Consider the following 17055-nt stretch of genomic DNA (forward strand, 5'->3'; position numbering starts at 1 on the left):
AGCCCTTCCCCACTGCGAAAGTGAATTCCATGAAGAACCGATACGTAAATGCCAAGGGTGTGCAATATGTGCGCGACAGCCTCGCCGGTTTTCCGCGCCCGGACCGCGCAGCAGCCGACGCCATACGCCAGTGGGCCAAAGAACGCGCCATAGACCTTGACCCTGACAGGGTCGATGCCGTCACGCTGCACTGCCAGTTCAACCCCAAGCTCGGCTGGGTTGCCGTCATTGCGCAGAAAATGACACTGACCCAAGCGGTGCTGTCGAACTGGCAAGGTGAATCGGCCAACAACTGGCTGGGCGCGGCAATCGGTGCGCCTTGGGCCGGACATCTACCCGATGGCCCGCTGACCATCATCGACAGCCTGCGCGAACAAAGCCTGCTGGGCAACCACTCACCGTATGGCGTCTACAACGGCCTGTTCAGGCATAGCGACAAGCAGCAATACAACACCAGCACCCATGTACCACTGGACGCCGAGGCCTTTGAGTCCTTTATCTGGGAACTGGACTTGCACGAGCATTACAAGTCGATGCTCGACAGCTACTGGGATGCTCACTTCGACCACTACCGCATCGGTGCAAAAATCAACTTCATCGCCGCCTGCAACAAGCAAGTGGCCGAAGGCAGCCTCACTGACGCTGGCAGGCAACTGGCCTGGCAGGCATGCGGCCTGGAAGCTGCGGCCCCGGTACTGCGCAGCGACGGCACGGCCAGCAGCAAACCGAGGGTGCGGGCCAGGCTGCTGAATGTGTACGGTTATGCGGCCACCGACCTGCTGTGTATCAACGACGCCGTCAGCGACCTGGTTCTGCTCTACATTCCGGGCAACGCTTCGCCGCTGCATGAGTTCAGGGGCAAACAGGCCCTGCTGGACTGGTTCGCCGAACAATGCCGCGCACCCGACAAACGCGATGCACTTCAAGCCCACTTCACGCTCGCTGACCGCGAAGACGGCTTGAGCTACAGCGGCCTTCACACTGCCCTGTGCGGCCTTGGCAGCTATCCAGAGCCTTATCACCTGGACAGCAACCGCCCCGGTTTCACGGCAGAAGGCATCTGGCCACCAAAGGACTACATCAACTACAAGGCCAAGGACTACAGTCCGCTGATCCAGGGCGACCTGTTCCTTACCTTGGCCAAACGCCAGAAGCAGCGCAGCTACCAGGATGCGAGTTTCATCATCACCAGCGACCGTGAGGTGACCAAGGCCAGGTGGCGCGGCTACCTGAACTCAGCGATCAACCTGCTGGCCCCTCTGGCTTTGGTGGTACCCGAGCTGGCCCCGCTGTTCGCCCTGGGCGGCGTCGCCCAGTTTGGCCTGGGCCTGGACCAGGCCATTGAAGGCAAGAGCGCACAACAGAAAGCCGAAGGCGTCAGTACGTCGGTCTTCGGGTTGCTCAATGCCGCGCCGCTGATCACTGCCGGCTTGTCCGAAGCCCCCACGCTGCTGCGCATCAAAAACGATGGTTTCGTGCTACCCAGCAGAGTAAACGGGAAACTTGGCTACCCCCTGAGCCCCACCACGCCACCCCACCTGCCGCTGGCCGAAGTGGCTGATTATTTCCATATACCGGACCCTATTGCTCCGCTTGCTGAGGCAAACACTGACGTTGCCGGGGCGATTGTCAGGACGCCTCGCTACGACGGCACGCCTGACCTGCTCGCAGCAATGATCGGTGGTTACCACGCAGAAGTGATTTATGACATGGAGGCTGATGCCTTTCGCCTGGAAAGCGATCTGAATGAGGTCGAGCCGACCTATTACATCGCAACGCCGGGCTCGCTCAACCTGGTTGAAGTAGATGTGCGAACGCGTCCGGTCACCAATGCCATGCGCATGGCAACCCTGCGTGCATTGGGCGTGGACTTGGAGCTCCCCATCGATTTGCCCGCGCCACACGCCGCAGACCTGCGCCCGATCCCCAAGCAGATCCTCAACGTGTGGGTGGGCGACAAGGTCATTCCGGACTTGTTGATCGACAACGTCGCCAGCAACGCCCTGAAAGTGCAGGATACGCAGTACGCGCTGCGTCTCTATCTTTCCAGGGCCGAGCCTGCTGCCTTCCAGGAAAACCTGGCTCGCCTGACAGCGCATGCCCCGGGGGTCGAGGTACTGGCACTTGAAGACCAGCCGTTCTATGCAAGCTTGCGGGGCAGCGACAACTACACCCAGTATCAGGCGGCGATCAACGGGAACGGCGGCGTGGCCAGCAACTTTGCCTCCGCCGCAGACATCTTGCGCTTTGCCCTGCTAGAGCACGAGGGAGGCTTGTACATGGACATCGACGATGCATTGCTGGCACCGGGTGAGTACCCTTCGGTCATCGACGGTGTACCCAGGGGGCAACCGGGTGAGCGGCTTGATGACGTGACACTCGCCACCACCGAAAGCGGCCTGCTGCTCTACCCCCCTGTGTCCAATGAAAAAATGGGCATGAACACCCTCTATAACAGCAGCCTGATAGGCAGCCATGCGGGTAATCCGACACTAAGGGCAATCCTCGAAGAGATGCATGCGCGCTACCTGGAGGAACCAGGCTTCTACGACAGCAAGCCTACCCTGCAAACTGACCCGCACGGCTTCTATCAATATGCCCAGACCCTTTGCCGTCTCACCGGGCCGAGGCTGCTCACCGACATGGTCGATCGCCACCTGCCAGAGCTCGGCGTCATGCGCCAGATCATCAACCTGTACGCCTTCCCCCGAACCCACTCATGGCAGTTCGTGAACCTTACTGACTTGCGGGCGGTGCAAAGGCAGATGCTCCCGCTTGACCGGATTGCCAGGATCGGCGGATTCAATTCCTGGGTCAGGCCCTGAGCGGCATATTCATTGGGGTTTGTGTGAGCCGCAGACTGGCTTGAACGAGCCGGTACAGAAAAGGAAAAGGCGACCTGGGTCGCCTTGTCAACTACTCGCTGCTTCAACTACTCGCTGCGATGCAACTTGCTCATCAGCTCGGCCTCGGCTTGCGTCAATCCGCAGCTTTCGGTCAACTCCGACACACTCGCCCCCATCCCTACCAGTTTGGCCGCCTGGCTGAAGGTGACATTGCTCGGGTCGCGTTGCTCCAGACGCTCCAACCGGTCTGGCAAGGTGGCCACCACCGCGCGCAACTCATGGATGGCTTCACCCATGCGCACGGTACCGTTCTGGTAGTCATCCAGGCGCTTGGCCAGGTCCTTGATGCGCTGGTCACGCACCGCATCGCCCTGGGCCTGCTGGGCAGCGAGTTCGCGCTGGCGCTTGCTGTAGTTGAGGAAGAACCACAGGCTCAGCGCCCACAACAGCGCCAGGAAGATGACAGCAACCTCGAAAATCAACTCAGATGTTCTCCAGCTCGGACCACTCTTCCTCGGTCATCATCTTGTCCAGCTCGACCAGGATCAACAGTTCTCCATTCTTGTTGCATACACCCTGGATGAACTTGGCCGACTCTTCGTTACCCACGTTCGGCGCAGTCTCGATCTCCGACTGACGCAGGTAGACCACCTCGGCGACGCTGTCGACGAGGATGCCGACCACTTGCTTGTCAGCCTCGATGATGACGATACGGGTGTTGTCGGTCACCTCGGTAGGCATCAGGCCGAAGCGCTGACGGGTATCGATCACTGTCACCACATTGCCACGCAGGTTGATGATACCCAGCACGTAGCTCGGCGCACCCGGTACCGGGGCGATCTCGGTGTAGCGCAGGACTTCCTGCACCTGCATGACATTGATGCCGTAGGACTCGTTGTCCAGACGGAAGGTTACCCATTGCAGAATCGGATCTTCCGAACCTTGTGCAGACGACTTTTTCATTCCCCTAGCCCTCAAATTCCGCCGATGGCGGTGTGTTCGCAGTTATTTGTGTTTGGCATGCAACTGCTTGACCGCGCCACTGGCGATCAGCTCGGCCAGTTCGGCGACGTCCAGCAGCGCACACATGTGTTCGATCACCGTGCCGGCCAGCCACGGTCGCTGGCCACGTTGGCTGCGCCATTTGATCTCGGACGGGTCCAGGCGCAGCGAACGGCTGACCTGATGCACCGCCAGCCCCCATTCGTAGCCCTGAACGGAAATGACGTAGTGCAGGCCCTGGCGGAAATCGTCCCGGTAGCGATCCGGCATGACCCAGCGCGCCGTGTCCAGCACCTTCAGGTTGCCCGCCTGACAGGTGAGGATGCCAAGGAACCAGTCCGGCTGGCCGAACAGCGGCGTCAGCTCCTGGCCCTCCAGGCTGTAGATAGAGCCCAGGCACACCAGCGGCACCGCCAGCGTCAGCCCGGCGACGTCGAACAGCAGGCACTCGAAGGGCTCGGCCGCCCAGGCCGGGCGACCATCGACCGTTGCCGGTGGCACGGGCGCACTCGGCGCGGGCAGGTTGACTTCAACCAGCGGCGCGACGGGCTCGGGCGACTGAACCTGGGTCAGTACAGGAATGGCGGCTTCGGCCACCACCTTGGTCTCGACCACCGCCACGACCGGCGCTTCGACCGGCAAGACGGTCGCAAGCACCCCGGCCTGCGGTTCGGCAAAAGGCCTTGCCGGGATGCTGACTGCAGGGCTTTGGACCTGCGGCTGCGCATCTCGGGCCTGTTCTTCGCGCACGGCAGCGGCAAATTCGTCGCTCGCAGCCGGCAGGTCAAGAATGCCCTCAGCCTCGGTGGCTTCCTGCAGCAGACCATCCAGATAGGATTGCAGGGCCAGTTGCGGCCGGGTACCGGTCTTCACCGTCATGAAGCCACCTGTACTGCAGTCTTGTAGGTGAGCAGGTGCTTGAGCAATGCCCGGTAAGCGATCACGCCGCGGCTCTTGCCATCGAACTGTGACGGCGTGACGCCGTTGCGGCTGGCATCGCGCAGGCGCGTATCGACCGGAATGTAGCCCTGCCATACCTGATGCTCATAGGCATCACGTAGCACTTTCAGCGTACCCAGCGAGGCCTGGGTACGGCGGTCGAACAGGGTCGGCACGATCTGGTACGGCAAGGCCTGCTTGCGCGAACGGTTGATCATGGCCAGCGTGCCGATCATGCGTTCCAGGCCCTTGACCGCGAGGAACTCGGTCTGCACCGGAATCACCAGTTGCTGGCTGGCGGCCAGTGCATTGACCATCAGCACCCCGAGCAGCGGCGGGCTGTCGATCAGGGCGAAGTCGAAGTCCTGCCACAGCTGCGCCAGACTCTTGGCGATCACCAGGCCCAGGCCACTCTGCCCCGGCGACTGACGCTCCAGCACCGCCAATGCGGTACTCGAGGGCAGCAGCGAGATACGCTGGTCGCTGGTGGGCAGCAGCAGTTGCCCGGGCAAGCCGTCCGGCACCTGGCCCTTGTGCAGGAACAGGTCGTAACAGCTGTGCTCCAACGCATCGGGGTTGTGCCCGAAATAGCTGGTCATCGAACCATGCGGGTCGAGGTCGACGACGACCACGCGCTTGCCCGCCTCGGCCAGCAAACCGGCCAGGGCGATAGTGGTGGTGGTCTTGCCGACCCCGCCTTTCTGATTGGCTACTGCCCAGACTCTCATAGGACAACTCTTGATTCATGGAGGCCGCTGACCCCTGTGCGATCCGGTTTTCCGGACCGCAATGGGTTTGCGGTGACAGAGAATTGACGAGTCACTGCCCCGCCATCGCTGCTGGGGTTGCCGGTGCACTTTGTGTGCCAGCGCGGCGCAAGGCAGCGTCCGGTGTGGCGTTGGCACTGCCGGAGCCGGTCAGGCTGCGGCGTACTTCAAGGTTGCGGGAGATCACCAGCACCACACGGCGGTTTCGCGCCCGGCCCTCAGCAGTGTCATTGCCGGCCACAGGCTGATATTCGCCATACCCCACCGAGGCCATGCGCGCCGGGTTGACGCCTTCCATCGCCAGCAGGCGGACGATGCTCGCCGCCCGCGCCGAAGACAGCTCCCAGTTGGTCGGGTATTGCGCGGTACGGATCGGCAGATTGTCGGTAAAGCCTTCGACATGCACCGGGTTGGCGAACGGTTTGAGGATATTCGCCACCTTCTCGATGATGTCGAAAGCCTTGTCGCTGGGCATGGCATCGCCACTGCCGAACAGGAGCGAGGAATTCAGCTCGATCTCCACCCACAGCTCGTTTCCGCGGATGGTCATTTGGTCGGACTTGATCAGGTCACCGAAGGCATCGCGTACGTCGTCACTGATGGCTTTGAGTGGGTCGACGCTGCTCTGCGCAAGGCCTGCGTCGGTCTGCTCGCTATCCTTGATCAACGGCTCGGCCGGCTTGATGCTGAGCGGTTGCTCATCGCCGATAGGGATTGGCTTCATGCTCCGCTCAGGGTCGTTGAACACCCCGAGCAGTGCTTGCGAAATGACCTTGTACTTGCCCTCGTTGATCGAGGAAATCGAGTACATGACCACGAAAAATGCGAACAGCAAGGTAATGAAGTCGGCGTACGACACCAGCCAGCGCTCGTGATTTTCGTGTTCTTCGGTATGGCGACGGCGACGCATGGGTTACTCCATGAAGCCTTGCAGCTTCAACTCGATCGAACGCGGGTTCTCACCCTCGGCAATCGACAACAGGCCTTCGAGCAGCATTTCGCGGTAGCGCGACTGACGCATGACAATGGCCTTGAGCTTGCTGGCGACCGGCAGCAAGATCAGGTTGGCACTGGCCACGCCATAGATGGTGGCAACGAACGCCACAGCGATGCCGTTGCCCAGCTGCGACGGATCGGCCAGGTTGCCCATCACGTGGATCAGGCCCATCACCGCACCGATGATACCGATGGTCGGCGCATAGCCACCCATGCTTTCGAACACCTTGGCAGCCTGGATATCGCGGCCTTCCTGGGTGAGAAAATCGACTTCGAGGATACTGCGGATGGCCTCGGGCTCGGCGCCGTCGACCAGCAACTGCAAGCCCTTGCGGGCATACGGGTCGGGCTCGCCATCGGCCACACCCTCCAGGCCCAGCAGGCCTTCCTTGCGTGCGGTCAGGCTCCAGTTCACCACCCGGTCGATACCGCCAGCCAGGTCAACCCGTGGCGGGAAGATGATCCAGCGCAAGATCTGCAAGGCACGCTTGAACGATGACAACGGTGACTGCAAAAGCGCCGCCGCCAGGGTACCGCCCAACACGATCAGGGCTGCCGGGCCATTGAGCAGCGCCCCGACATGGCCCCCTTCGAGAAAGTTGCCACCGACGATGGCGACGAAGGCCAGGATCAGACCGATCAGGCTAAGGACATCCATCAGACACACGCCTCGACCAAGTGCTTGCCGATCTCATCCAGGCTGTACACCGCATCGGCCAGGTTGGCCTTGACGATGGCCATGGGCATGCCATAGATCACGCAACTGGCTTCATCCTGGGCCCACACGGTGCTGCCACCCTGCTTGAGCAGGCGCGCGCCCTCACGGCCGTCGGCGCCCATGCCGGTAAGCACCACCGACAGCACCTTGTCACCGTACGACTTGGCTGCCGAACCGAAGGTGATGTCCACGCAGGGCTTGTAGTTCAAGCGCTCGTCACCGGGCAGGATCTTCACCGTGCCCCGGCCATCGATCATCATCTGCTTGCCACCGGGGGCCAACAGGGCCAGGCCTGGGCGCAGCAAGTCGCCGTCCTCGGCTTCCTTGACGCTGATCTTGCACAGCTTGTCCAGGCGCTCGGCAAAAGCCTTGGTGAACGCCGCCGGCATGTGCTGGATGAGCACGATCGGCGCCGGGAATCCGGCAGGCAGTTGCGTCAGTACCCGCTGCAGGGCGACCGGGCCACCGGTCGACGTACCGATAGCCACCAGTTTGTAGGGCTTGCGCTTGGGCGCTGGCGAATGGGTTGACGCCGCCGCCGCACGGGCAGGCGCCACGCTGCGCGTTGGCGCCGGGCTGGCCAGGCTGCTGGTGGGGGCGTGCGCAGCGCTGGCAGGTGCCGGCGCAGCCGCCGCAGCGGGGCTTGCGTAACCACCGAAACGACGGTTGCTACGCGAAAGGGTGTGAACCTTCTCGCACAGCATCTGCTTGACCTTCTCCGGGTTGCGGGAGATGTCCTCGAAGTTCTTCGGCAGGTAATCCACCGCACCGGCATCCAGCGCGTCGAGGGTCACCCGGGCGCCTTCGTGGGTCAGCGAGGAGAACATCAACACCGGCGTCGGGCAGCGCTGCATGATGTGCCGCACTGCGGTGATGCCATCCATCATGGGCATTTCGTAGTCCATGGTGATGACATCGGGCTTGAGCGCCAGCGCCTGGTCGATCGCTTCCCTGCCGTTGGTCGCGGTACCGACGACCTGGATCGTCGGGTCCGCCGAGAGGATTTCCGAGACGCGGCGGCGGAAGAAACCCGAATCATCCACCACCAGGACCTTGACTGCCATAAACACTCCATTAGGTGGCGCAGCCGGCAAGGGCGCGCCACCGAAATCAAATACGCCGCGCCGCGTAACGCTTGAGCATGCTCGGTACGTCGAGAATCAGCGCAATGCGACCGTCGCCGGTGATGGTGGCGCCGGACATGCCCGGGGTGCCCTGCAGCATCTTGCCCAGCGGCTTGATCACCACTTCTTCCTGGCCCACCAGTTGGTCGACCACGAAGCCGATGCGCTGGGTGCCCACAGACAGAATCACCACATGGCCCTCGCGCTGCTCCTCATGCACCTGGCCCTGAACCAGCCAGCGCTTGAGGTAGAACAGCGGCAGCGCCTTGTCGCGTACGATCACCACCTCCTGGCCGTCGACCACGTTGGTGCGCGACAGGTCCAGGTGGAAAATCTCGTTGACGTTGACCAGCGGGAAGGCGAACGCCTGGTTGCCCAGCATCACCATCAGGGTCGGCATGATCGCCAACGTCAGCGGCACCTTGATGACGATCTTCGAACCCTGGCCTTTGGCCGAGAAGATGTTGATCGAGCCGTTGAGCTGGGAAATCTTGGTCTTGACCACGTCCATACCGACACCACGGCCGGACACATCGGAGATTTCCGTCTTGGTCGAGAAGCCCGGAGCGAAGATCAGGTTGTAGCAGTCCGACTCGCTCAGACGGTCGGCGGCGTCCTTGTCCATCAAGCCCTTTTCCACGGCCTTGGCGCGCAGAATGTTAGGGTCCATGCCTTTGCCGTCGTCGGAAATCGACAGCAGGATGTGGTCGCCTTCCTGCTCGGCCGACAGCACCACGCGGCCGGTACGCGCCTTGCCCGAGGCTTCACGTTCTTCAGGCATCTCGACACCGTGGTCAACCGCATTGCGCACCAAGTGCACCAGCGGGTCGGCCAATGCCTCGACCAGGTTCTTGTCCAGGTCGGTCTCTTCACCGACCAGTTCCAGGTTGATCTCTTTCTTCAACTGGCGGGCCAGGTCGCGGACCAGGCGCGGGAAGCGGCCGAAGACTTTCTTGATCGGCTGCATGCGGGTCTTCATCACCGCAGTCTGCAAGTCGGCCGTGACCACATCGAGGTTCGACACGGCCTTGGACATGGCCTCGTCACCGCTGTTCAGGCCCAGGCGCACCAGGCGGTTACGCACCAGCACCAGCTCGCCGACCATGTTCATGATCTCGTCCAGGCGCGCAGTGTCGACGCGCACGGTGGTTTCCGCTTCGCTTACCGCGTGTTTTTCGGCAGCCGGTGCGGGCGCGCGGGCCGGCGCGGCAGGCTTGGCCGCAGCAGCAGGTGCCGGTGCCGGTGCCGGTGCCGGCTTGGCCACAGGCTGGGTTTGCGGCTTGGCGGCGACAGGGGTGGCAACGGCGGCGGGCGCTTCAGCGGTCACGGCATCGCCGGTGAACTTGCCTTTGCCATGCAACTGATCGAGCAATGCCTCGAACTCGTGCTCGCTGATTTCATCGCCGCTACCGGCAGCTGGCACTTCACCGGCCACCGGAGCAACGGCAGCAGGCAGCGCGTCCGCCTGGAACGTGCCCTTGCCGTGCAGCTGATCCAGCAGCGACTCGAACTCTTCGTCGGTGATTTCGTCGCTGGCTGGCGCGCTGGCTGCAGCGGCCACGGGCTCTGTGGCAACGACTTCGGCCGAGAACTGGCCCTTGCCGTGCAACTGGTCAAGCAACGACTCGAATTCGTCGTCGGTGATCTCGTCACCGGAGCCGGCCAACGTTTCGCCCTGCAGCTGCTGTTCGGCAGCCGCTGCTTGGGCTTTGACCGCATCGAGCGAATCGAGCAACTGCTCGAATTCGGTGTCGGTGATGTCTGCCTCGGCAGCAGGCTCGGCCGGCGCAGGCGCAGCCTCGGCCACCGGCGCAGCAGCTTCGGCGCTACCCGGCTCGGCCAGGCGGGCCAAGGCCGCCAGCAACTCAGGCGTGGCCGGGGTCACTTCACTGCGCTCGCGCACCTGGCCGAACATGCTGTTGACCGTATCCAGCGCTTCGAGCACCACGTCCATCAGTTCCGCGTCGACCCGGCGCTCACCTTTGCGCAGGATGTCGAACACGTTCTCGGCGATATGGCAGCACTCCACCAGCTCATTGAGCTGGAGGAAGCCGGCGCCCCCTTTTACAGTGTGGAAACCGCGAAAGATCGCATTGAGCAGGTCGGCATCATCGGGCCGGCTTTCCAGCTCGACCAGTTGCTCGGACAGTTGCTCAAGAATTTCGCCGGCTTCTACCAGGAAATCCTGAAGGATTTCTTCATCGGCGCCGAAGCTCATTAAACGTGCTCCTTAAAAACCCAGGCTGGACAGCAGATCATCGACATCGTCCTGACCGGACACAACGTCTTCACGCTTATCGGCATGAATCTGCGGACCTTCACCCCGAGCCGGATATTTTTCTTCATCTTTTTCAGCGCGCAGCTGTTGGTGGTCATGTTCGATACCGGCAAAACGGTCGACCTGACTGGCCATCAGCACGAGCTTGAGCAGATTGCTTTCGACTTCGGTCACCAGCGCGGTCACCCGCTTGATCACCTGGCCGGTCAGGTCCTGATAGTCCTGAGCCAGCAGAATGTCATTGAGGTGGCCAGATACCTTGCGGTTACCTTCAGCGCTGTGCGTCAGGAAACTGTCGACACGCTTGACCAGCTCGCGGAATTCCGGCGCAGCGACTTCGCGGCGCATGAAGCGCTGCCAGTCGACACTCAGGTTCTGCGCCTCAGCGGCCAGGTCGTTGAGCACGGGCGTGCTCTCCTCCACCAGGTCCATGGTGCGGTTGGCGGCGCCTTCGGTAAGCTTGACCACATAGGACAAACGTTCGGTGGCGTCGGTGATCTGCGAGACTTCCTCGGCCTGCGGCATGCGCGGGTCGATCTGGAAGCTGACGATCGCACTGTGCAGCTCGCGGGTGAGCTTGCCGACTTCCTGATACAAGCCGCGGTCGCGGGTCTGGTTGAGCTGATGAATCAGCTGCACCGCCTCGCCGAACCGCCCCCGTTCCAGGCTTTCGACCAGTTCCTGGGCATGCTTCTTCAGGGTTGACTCAAACTCCCCCAAAGACGTTTGTGTTGATTCCATGGCGCCCCCTGACTTTGTTCAGCCGTTGACGCGTTCGAAGATCTTCTCGATCTTTTCTTTGAGCACCTGGGCGGTGAACGGCTTGACCACATACCCATTCACGCCGGCCTGAGCCGCTTCGATGATCTGATCGCGCTTGGCTTCGGCCGTCACCATCAGTACCGGCATGGCCTTGAGGCGGTCGTGGGCACGTACCTTGCGCAGCAGGTCGATGCCGGACATGCCGGGCATGTTCCAGTCAGTCACCAGGAAGTCGTAATGGCCGCTTTCGAGCATCGGCAATGCCGTGGTGCCGTCGTCGGCTTCTTCGGTATTGGTGAAGCCCAGATCACGCAACAGGTTCTTGATGATCCGCCGCATCGTCGAAAAGTCGTCAACGATGAGGATTTTCATGTCTTTGTTCAATTAGACCTCCAAGCAGTCTCAAACGCGCTCGGCCCCGAGCGCGCATTCAATCAATTCGGTACAACGTGAAAACGACTGCAACGACCCCGGGCTCAACGCGCCCGCCATTCCCCAAGACGGCTGCGCAAACGCGCGGCGCATTGGCTGTGCAGCTGGCTGACACGCGATTCGCTGACCCCCAGTACCTCACCGATTTCCTTGAGGTTCAGCTCTTCGTCGTAGTACAGCGCCAGCACCAGCCGCTCGCGCTCCGGCAGATTGGCAATGGCATCGGTCAGGGCAGCCTGGAAGCGCTCGTCTTCCAGGTCGCGCGAAGGCTCGACCTGGCCACTGGCGCCCTCCTCGTGCAACCCTTCGTGCTCGCCGTCCTGCAACAGGTCGTCAAAGCTGAACAAGCGGCTACCCAGGGTATCGTTCAAAATCCCGTAGTAATCATCGAGACTCAACTTGAGTTCGGCCGCAACTTCATGATCTTTAGCGTCGCGGCCGGTTCTTGCTTCCACAGCGCGCATTGCGTCGCTGACCATACGCGTGTTGCGGTGCACCGAACGCGGTGCCCAGTCACCTTTGCGCACCTCGTCGAGCATGGCGCCGCGGATGCGGATGCCGGCGTAGGTTTCAAAGCTGGCACCCTTGCTGGCGTCGTATTTATTGGCCACCTCAAGCAAGCCGATCATGCCGGCCTGGATCAGGTCTTCCACCTGCACGTTGGCAGGCAGGCGCGCCAGCAGGTGGTAGGCAATGCGCTTGACCAGCGGCGCGTAGCGTTCAACCAGATCGTACTGGGCGTCCTTGGACGCCTTGCTGTACATCTTGAACCCGCTCGCACTCATAGGACCGGCCCTGCGCTGGTGGGCTGCACCAAGCGCTCGACGAAGAACTCCAGATGCCCGCGCGGGTTGGCCGGCAACGGCCAGCTGTCGACCTTCTGCGCAATAGCCTTGAAGGCCAGCGCACACTTGGAACGAGGGAAGGCTTCGTAGACTGCCCGCTGCTTCTGCACCGCCTTGCGCACACACTCGTCGTAAGGCACGGCGCCGACGTATTGCAGGGCAACGTCGAGGAAGCGGTCGGTGACCTTGGTCAACTTGGCGAACAGGTTGCGCCCTTCCTGCGGGCTCTGCGCCATGTTGGCCAGCACGCGGAAACGGTTCATCCCATAATCGCGATTGAGCAGCTTGATCAGCGCGTAGGCATCGGTGATCGAGGTCGGCTCGTCGCACACCACCAGCAGCACTTCCTGGGCCGCACGGACGAAGCTGACCACCGAGTCACCAATCCCTGCAGCGGTGTCGATCACCAGCACGTCGAGGTTGTCGCCGATCTCGCTGAAGGCCTGGATCAACCCGGCATGCTGGGCCGGGGCCAGGTGCACCATGCTCTGGGTGCCAGAGGCCGCCGGCACGATGCGCACCCCGCCCGGCCCCTGCAACAGCACATCGCGCAGCTCACAGCGCCCTTCAATGACATCGGCCAGGGTGTGTTTGGGGGTCAGGCCCAGCAATACGTCGACGTTGGCAAGGCCCAGGTCGGCGTCCAGCAGCATGACCCGGCGGCCGAGCTCGGCCAGCGCCAGAGACAGGTTCACTGAAACGTTAGTCTTGCCGACGCCACCTTTGCCACCGGTTACGGCGATCACCTGTACGGGATGCATGCTACCCATGTTCGTTGTTCACCTTGTCTCGCTTGGACCCAAGCCACACGCGGGGCATCACTGCGGCCCCCTTGGTGTAGGTATTTTGCATACGCTTGATCATCAACCCGCTCTCCTTGGGTTGTGATAGAGATCAGCGAACATGTCGGCCATGGCCTCTTCGCTGGGCTCGTCCTGCAACTGCACATTGACCGCGCGGGTAACCAGCTGGTGCGCCCGCGGCAAGTGCAGGTCGTCAGGAATGCGCGGGCCATCGGTAAGATAGGCAACGGGCAGTTCATGACTGATGGCCAGGCTCAGCACATCGCCGAGGCTCGCCGTTTCATCGAGTTTGGTCAGAATGCAGCCGGCCAGCCCACAGCGTTTGTAGCTGTGATAGGCAGCCGTCAGCACCTGCTTCTGGCTGGTGGTGGCCAGCACCAGGTAATTCTTCGAGGCGATGCCGCGGCTGGCGAGGCTTTCCAGCTGCATGCGCAGGGCCGGGTCGCTGGCCTGCAGGCCGGCGGTGTCGATCAGCACCACGCGCTTGCGCAGCAGCGGCTCCAAGGCCTGGGCCAGCGACTGGCCGGGGTCTACATAGGTCACCGGCACGTTGAGAATGCGCCCCAGGGTCTTGAGCTGCTCCTGGGCACCAATGCGGAAACTGTCCATGCTGACCAGGGCCAGGTTCTGCGGGCCGTACTTGAGCACATAGCGCGCCGCCAGCTTGGCCAGGGTGGTGGTCTTGCCCATGCCGGCGGGGCCGACCATGGCGATCACACCACCCTCTTCGATCGGTTCGATCTCAGGCACTTCGATCATGCGTGCCAAGTGCGCCAGCAGCATGCGCCAAGCCTGGCGCGGCTCCTCGATTTCGGCGGTGAGGTCAAGCAGTTCGCGGGCGATCGGCCCGGACAGGCCAATGCGCTGCAGCCGGCGCCAGAGGTTGGCCTGCGCCGGCTTGCTGCCTTGCAGCTGGCTCCATGCCAGCGAGCCGAGCTGCACTTCAAGCAGCTCGCGCAGGCCCGACAGCTCAGAGCGCATGGCATCGAACAGGCGCGGGTCGACCGGTGCCGGTGCAGCAGGTGCTGCAGGGGCAGGTACATCCACATGCGGTTCGATCAACGGCTGCGAGGCGGTCAGCGACTGGCCGGCGAACAATTGGCGGCTGCCTTCGGTGGCATCACTGCGGTTGTCCAGCTCGGCCTGGGCAGTGGCGATGCGCGTCTGGGTCTTGCGCAGCTCGTGCTCGAGCTCGGCATTGGGCACGCGCGGGGCCAACGCGGACAGTTTGTAGTCCAGCGCGGCCGTCAGTTCGACACCGCCAGCGATGCGCCGGTTACCGATGATGGCGGCGTCGGAGCCCAGCTCATCACGGACCAGCTTCATGGCCTGGCGCATATCGGCGGCGAAAAAACGCTTAACTTGCATAACCCACTACCTCAGCCGTTGGGGCCCACGGTGGCAACGATGGTGACTTGCTTGTTATCCGGTATTTCCTGATACGCCAGAACATGCAAATTCGGTACAGCCAGGCGGCCGAAGCGCGACAGCATGGCTCGGATCGGGCCGGCAACCAGAAGGATGGCCGGCTGGCCCTGCATCTCCTGACGCTGGGCCGCTTCGATCAACGAACGCTGCAGCTTTTCGGCCATGCTCGGCTCCAGAAGAACACCGTCTTCCTGACCTTGCCCGGCCCTTTGCAGACTATTGAGCAAAATCTGTTCCAACCTTGGCTCAAGAGTGATCACAGGCAGCTCGGACTCAACGCCGACAATGCTTTGCACGATGGCGCGACACAATCCGACGCGCACTGCCGCCACCAGCGCGGCGGTATCTTGACTCTTGCCGGCATTATTGGCGATGGCCTCGGCAATGCTGCGGATGTCACGCACCGGCACCTGCTCGGCGAGCAGTGCCTGCAGGACCTTGAGCAGCCCCGACAAGGAAATGACACCAGGCACCAGCTCTTCGGCAAGTTTAGGCGAAGCCTTGGCCAGCACCTGCAGCAGTTGCTGCACTTCCTCGTGGCCGATCAGTTCATGGCAGTGCTTCTGCAGGATCTGGTTGAGGTGGGTGGCAACCACGGTACTGGCGTCGACCACGGTGTAGCCCAGCGACTGCGCCTGGGCGCGCTGGCCAATATCGATCCAGACCGCTTCCAGGCCGAAGGCCGGGTCACGGGCGGCGATACCGTTGAGGGTGCCGAATACCTGCCCCGGGTTGATGGCAAGCTCGCGGTCCGGGTAGATCTCGGCCTCGGCCAGAATCACGCCCATCAGCGTCAGACGGTAGGCACTGGGCTGCAGGTCGAGGTTGTCGCGAATGTGCACGGTGGGCATGAGGAAGCCCAGGTCCTGGGAGAGCTTTTTGCGCACCCCCTTGATCCGGGCCAGCAACTGCCCACCCTGGTTGCGATCGACCAGCGGGATCAGGCGGTAGCCGACCTCCAGGCCGATCATGTCGATCGGCGTCACGTCATCCCAGCCAAGCTCCTTGGTTTCCATCGCCCGTTGCGGCGACGGCAACAGGTCCTGCTGGCGTTGCACCTCTTGCTGCGCGGCGAGCTTGGCCTTCTGCTGCTTCTTCCACACCAGATAGGCACCACCGCCGGCCAACAGCCCAAGGCTGATGAAAGCGAAGTGCGGCATGCCCGGCACCAGGCCCATGACGATCATCAAGCCTGCCGACACCGCCAGCGCTTTGGGCGAATCGAACATCTGCCGGTTGATCAGCTTGCCCATGTCCTCGGAGCCGGAGGCACGGGTCACCATGATCGCAGCAGCGGTAGACAGCAGCAGTGATGGCAATTGCGCCACCAAACCGTCACCGATGGTCAGCAGCGCGTAGACCTTGCCGGCCTCGCTGAAGGACATGTTGTACTGGAGCATGCCAATGAGCATGCCGCCGATGAGGTTGATGAACAGGATCAACAGGCCGGCGATGGCGTCACCGCGCACGAATTTGCTGGCACCGTCCATCGAACCGTAGAACTCGGCCTCCTGGGCGACCTCAGCGCGCCGCGCCTTGGCCTGGGCCTGATCGATGAGGCCGGCATTGAGGTCGGCGTCGATCGCCATCTGCTTGCCGGGCATGGCGTCGAGGGTGAAACGCGCGCTCACTTCAGAGATGCGCCCGGCACCCTTGGTGACCACCACGAAGTTGATGATCATGAGGATGGCGAACACCACCGCACCGACCACGTAGTTGCCGCCGATCACCACATCACCGAAAGCCTGGATCACTTGGCCTGCGGCACCATGGCCCTCCTGGCCATGGAGCATGACCACGCGCGTGGAGGCGACGTTCAACGCCAGTCGCAGCAGCGTCGCGACCAGCAAAATGGTGGGGAAGGCGGCAAAATCAAGTGGCCGCAAGGCATACACGCAGACCAGCAGAACCACGATCGACAGCGCGATGTTGAAGGTGAAGAACACGTCGAGCAGGAACGGCGGTATCGGCAACATCATCATTGCCAACATCACCAGCAGCAACAGCGGCACACCCAGGTTGCCCCGGCCCAGGCCGGCCAGGTTGTGGCGTGCGTTGTTGATTAACTGACTGCGATCCACCGAGAGCCCTCTTCAAGCAAAACTTTGACGCCCA

Annotated in this window: 15 protein-coding genes; 1 reads left to right on the top strand and 14 read right to left on the bottom strand. The window is 62.3% G+C overall.

Annotated features, from left to right (window positions below):
* The first annotated feature begins 29 nt into the window (after positions 1–29).
* Positions 30–2825, top strand: a complete 2796-nt coding sequence (locus ACMGF5_RS01120; RefSeq protein ID WP_414157519.1) for a dermonecrotic toxin domain-containing protein — start codon at positions 30–32, stop codon at positions 2823–2825.
* A gap of 107 nt (positions 2826–2932) precedes the next feature.
* Here ACMGF5_RS01120 and ACMGF5_RS01125 read toward each other — a convergent pair whose 3' ends face one another.
* The 14 genes from ACMGF5_RS01125 to flhA form a co-directional block, all read right to left on the bottom strand.
* Positions 2933–3328, bottom strand: a complete 396-nt coding sequence (locus tag ACMGF5_RS01125; protein ID WP_046785338.1) for a DUF2802 domain-containing protein — start codon at positions 3326–3328, stop codon at positions 2933–2935.
* A 1-nt stretch (position 3329) separates the two neighbouring features.
* Positions 3330–3809, bottom strand: a complete 480-nt coding sequence (locus tag ACMGF5_RS01130) for a chemotaxis protein CheW (RefSeq protein WP_003254393.1) — start codon at positions 3807–3809, stop codon at positions 3330–3332.
* Positions 3810–3851: 42 nt separating this feature from the next.
* A complete protein-coding gene (locus ACMGF5_RS01135) occupies positions 3852–4727 on the bottom strand; it encodes a CheW domain-containing protein (RefSeq protein ID WP_115274189.1) in 876 nt (291 codons plus the stop codon).
* Complete coding sequence (locus ACMGF5_RS01140; RefSeq protein ID WP_046785340.1) at positions 4724–5515, bottom strand: ParA family protein; 792 nt, start codon at positions 5513–5515, stop codon at positions 4724–4726. Before ACMGF5_RS01140 ends, ACMGF5_RS01135 begins: the two co-directional genes overlap by 4 nt.
* A gap of 91 nt (positions 5516–5606) precedes the next feature.
* Positions 5607–6464: a flagellar motor protein MotD gene (gene motD / locus ACMGF5_RS01145; protein ID WP_046785341.1), complete on the bottom strand. Its 858-nt coding sequence runs from the start codon at positions 6462–6464 to the stop codon at positions 5607–5609.
* Positions 6465–6467: 3 nt separating this feature from the next.
* Entirely contained in the window at positions 6468–7208 is a 741-nt protein-coding gene (locus ACMGF5_RS01150) for a flagellar motor protein (protein ID WP_012315493.1), read from the bottom strand.
* Positions 7208–8332 carry a protein-glutamate methylesterase/protein-glutamine glutaminase gene (locus ACMGF5_RS01155; RefSeq protein WP_414157520.1) on the bottom strand — a complete coding sequence of 375 codons (1125 nt, stop codon included), beginning with the start codon at positions 8330–8332 and terminating at the stop codon, positions 7208–7210. Before ACMGF5_RS01155 ends, ACMGF5_RS01150 begins: the two co-directional genes overlap by 1 nt.
* A 46-nt stretch (positions 8333–8378) precedes the next feature.
* Positions 8379–10610 carry a chemotaxis protein CheA gene (locus tag ACMGF5_RS01160; protein ID WP_161872773.1) on the bottom strand — a complete coding sequence of 744 codons (2232 nt, stop codon included), beginning with the start codon at positions 10608–10610 and terminating at the stop codon, positions 8379–8381.
* Between the two features lie 12 nt (positions 10611–10622).
* On the bottom strand, positions 10623–11411 hold the full coding sequence (locus ACMGF5_RS01165) for a protein phosphatase CheZ (protein WP_039601990.1): 789 nt from the start codon (positions 11409–11411) through the stop codon (positions 10623–10625).
* Positions 11412–11429: 18 nt separating this feature from the next.
* The gene (locus ACMGF5_RS01170) at positions 11430–11804 is read right to left on the bottom strand and encodes a chemotaxis response regulator CheY (protein WP_085984883.1); all 375 of its coding nucleotides are present in this window, start codon (positions 11802–11804) and stop codon (positions 11430–11432) included.
* Positions 11805–11908: 104 nt separating this feature from the next.
* Positions 11909–12649, bottom strand: a complete 741-nt coding sequence (gene fliA / locus ACMGF5_RS01175; protein WP_012315498.1) for an RNA polymerase sigma factor FliA — start codon at positions 12647–12649, stop codon at positions 11909–11911.
* Positions 12646–13479: a flagellar synthesis regulator FleN gene (fleN, locus tag ACMGF5_RS01180; protein ID WP_011534890.1), complete on the bottom strand. Its 834-nt coding sequence runs from the start codon at positions 13477–13479 to the stop codon at positions 12646–12648. The genes fliA and fleN overlap by 4 nt, the downstream gene beginning before the upstream one ends.
* A gap of 93 nt (positions 13480–13572) precedes the next feature.
* Entirely contained in the window at positions 13573–14880 is a 1308-nt protein-coding gene (gene flhF, locus ACMGF5_RS01185) for a flagellar biosynthesis protein FlhF (RefSeq protein WP_046785345.1), read from the bottom strand.
* An 11-nt stretch (positions 14881–14891) separates the two neighbouring features.
* On the bottom strand, positions 14892–17021 hold the full coding sequence (flhA, locus tag ACMGF5_RS01190; RefSeq protein WP_046785346.1) for a flagellar biosynthesis protein FlhA: 2130 nt from the start codon (positions 17019–17021) through the stop codon (positions 14892–14894).
* Positions 17022–17055 lie beyond the last annotated feature (34 nt).

This window comes from Pseudomonas sp. BNK-15, assembly GCF_047456105.1.
Lineage (GTDB): Bacteria > Pseudomonadota > Gammaproteobacteria > Pseudomonadales > Pseudomonadaceae > Aquipseudomonas > Aquipseudomonas putida_E.

Excerpts from the sequence above, each read along its gene's own strand:
- ACMGF5_RS01120 (WP_414157519.1), top strand. The coding sequence starts at position 30 with ATGAAGAACCGATACGTAAATGCCAAGGGTGTGCAATATGTGCGCGAC.
- ACMGF5_RS01130 (WP_003254393.1), bottom strand. The coding sequence starts at position 3,809 with ATGAAAAAGTCGTCTGCACAAGGTTCGGAAGATCCGATTCTGCAATGG.
- ACMGF5_RS01135 (WP_115274189.1), bottom strand. The coding sequence starts at position 4,727 with ATGACGGTGAAGACCGGTACCCGGCCGCAACTGGCCCTGCAATCCTAT.
- ACMGF5_RS01140 (WP_046785340.1), bottom strand. The coding sequence starts at position 5,515 with ATGAGAGTCTGGGCAGTAGCCAATCAGAAAGGCGGGGTCGGCAAGACC.
- motD (WP_046785341.1), bottom strand. The coding sequence starts at position 6,464 with ATGCGTCGCCGTCGCCATACCGAAGAACACGAAAATCACGAGCGCTGG.
- ACMGF5_RS01150 (WP_012315493.1), bottom strand. The coding sequence starts at position 7,208 with ATGGATGTCCTTAGCCTGATCGGTCTGATCCTGGCCTTCGTCGCCATC.
- ACMGF5_RS01155 (WP_414157520.1), bottom strand. The coding sequence starts at position 8,332 with ATGGCAGTCAAGGTCCTGGTGGTGGATGATTCGGGTTTCTTCCGCCGC.
- ACMGF5_RS01160 (WP_161872773.1), bottom strand. The coding sequence starts at position 10,610 with ATGAGCTTCGGCGCCGATGAAGAAATCCTTCAGGATTTCCTGGTAGAA.
- ACMGF5_RS01165 (WP_039601990.1), bottom strand. The coding sequence starts at position 11,411 with ATGGAATCAACACAAACGTCTTTGGGGGAGTTTGAGTCAACCCTGAAG.
- ACMGF5_RS01170 (WP_085984883.1), bottom strand. The coding sequence starts at position 11,804 with ATGAAAATCCTCATCGTTGACGACTTTTCGACGATGCGGCGGATCATC.
- fliA (WP_012315498.1), bottom strand. The coding sequence starts at position 12,649 with ATGAGTGCGAGCGGGTTCAAGATGTACAGCAAGGCGTCCAAGGACGCC.
- fleN (WP_011534890.1), bottom strand. The coding sequence starts at position 13,479 with ATGGGTAGCATGCATCCCGTACAGGTGATCGCCGTAACCGGTGGCAAA.
- flhF (WP_046785345.1), bottom strand. The coding sequence starts at position 14,880 with ATGCAAGTTAAGCGTTTTTTCGCCGCCGATATGCGCCAGGCCATGAAG.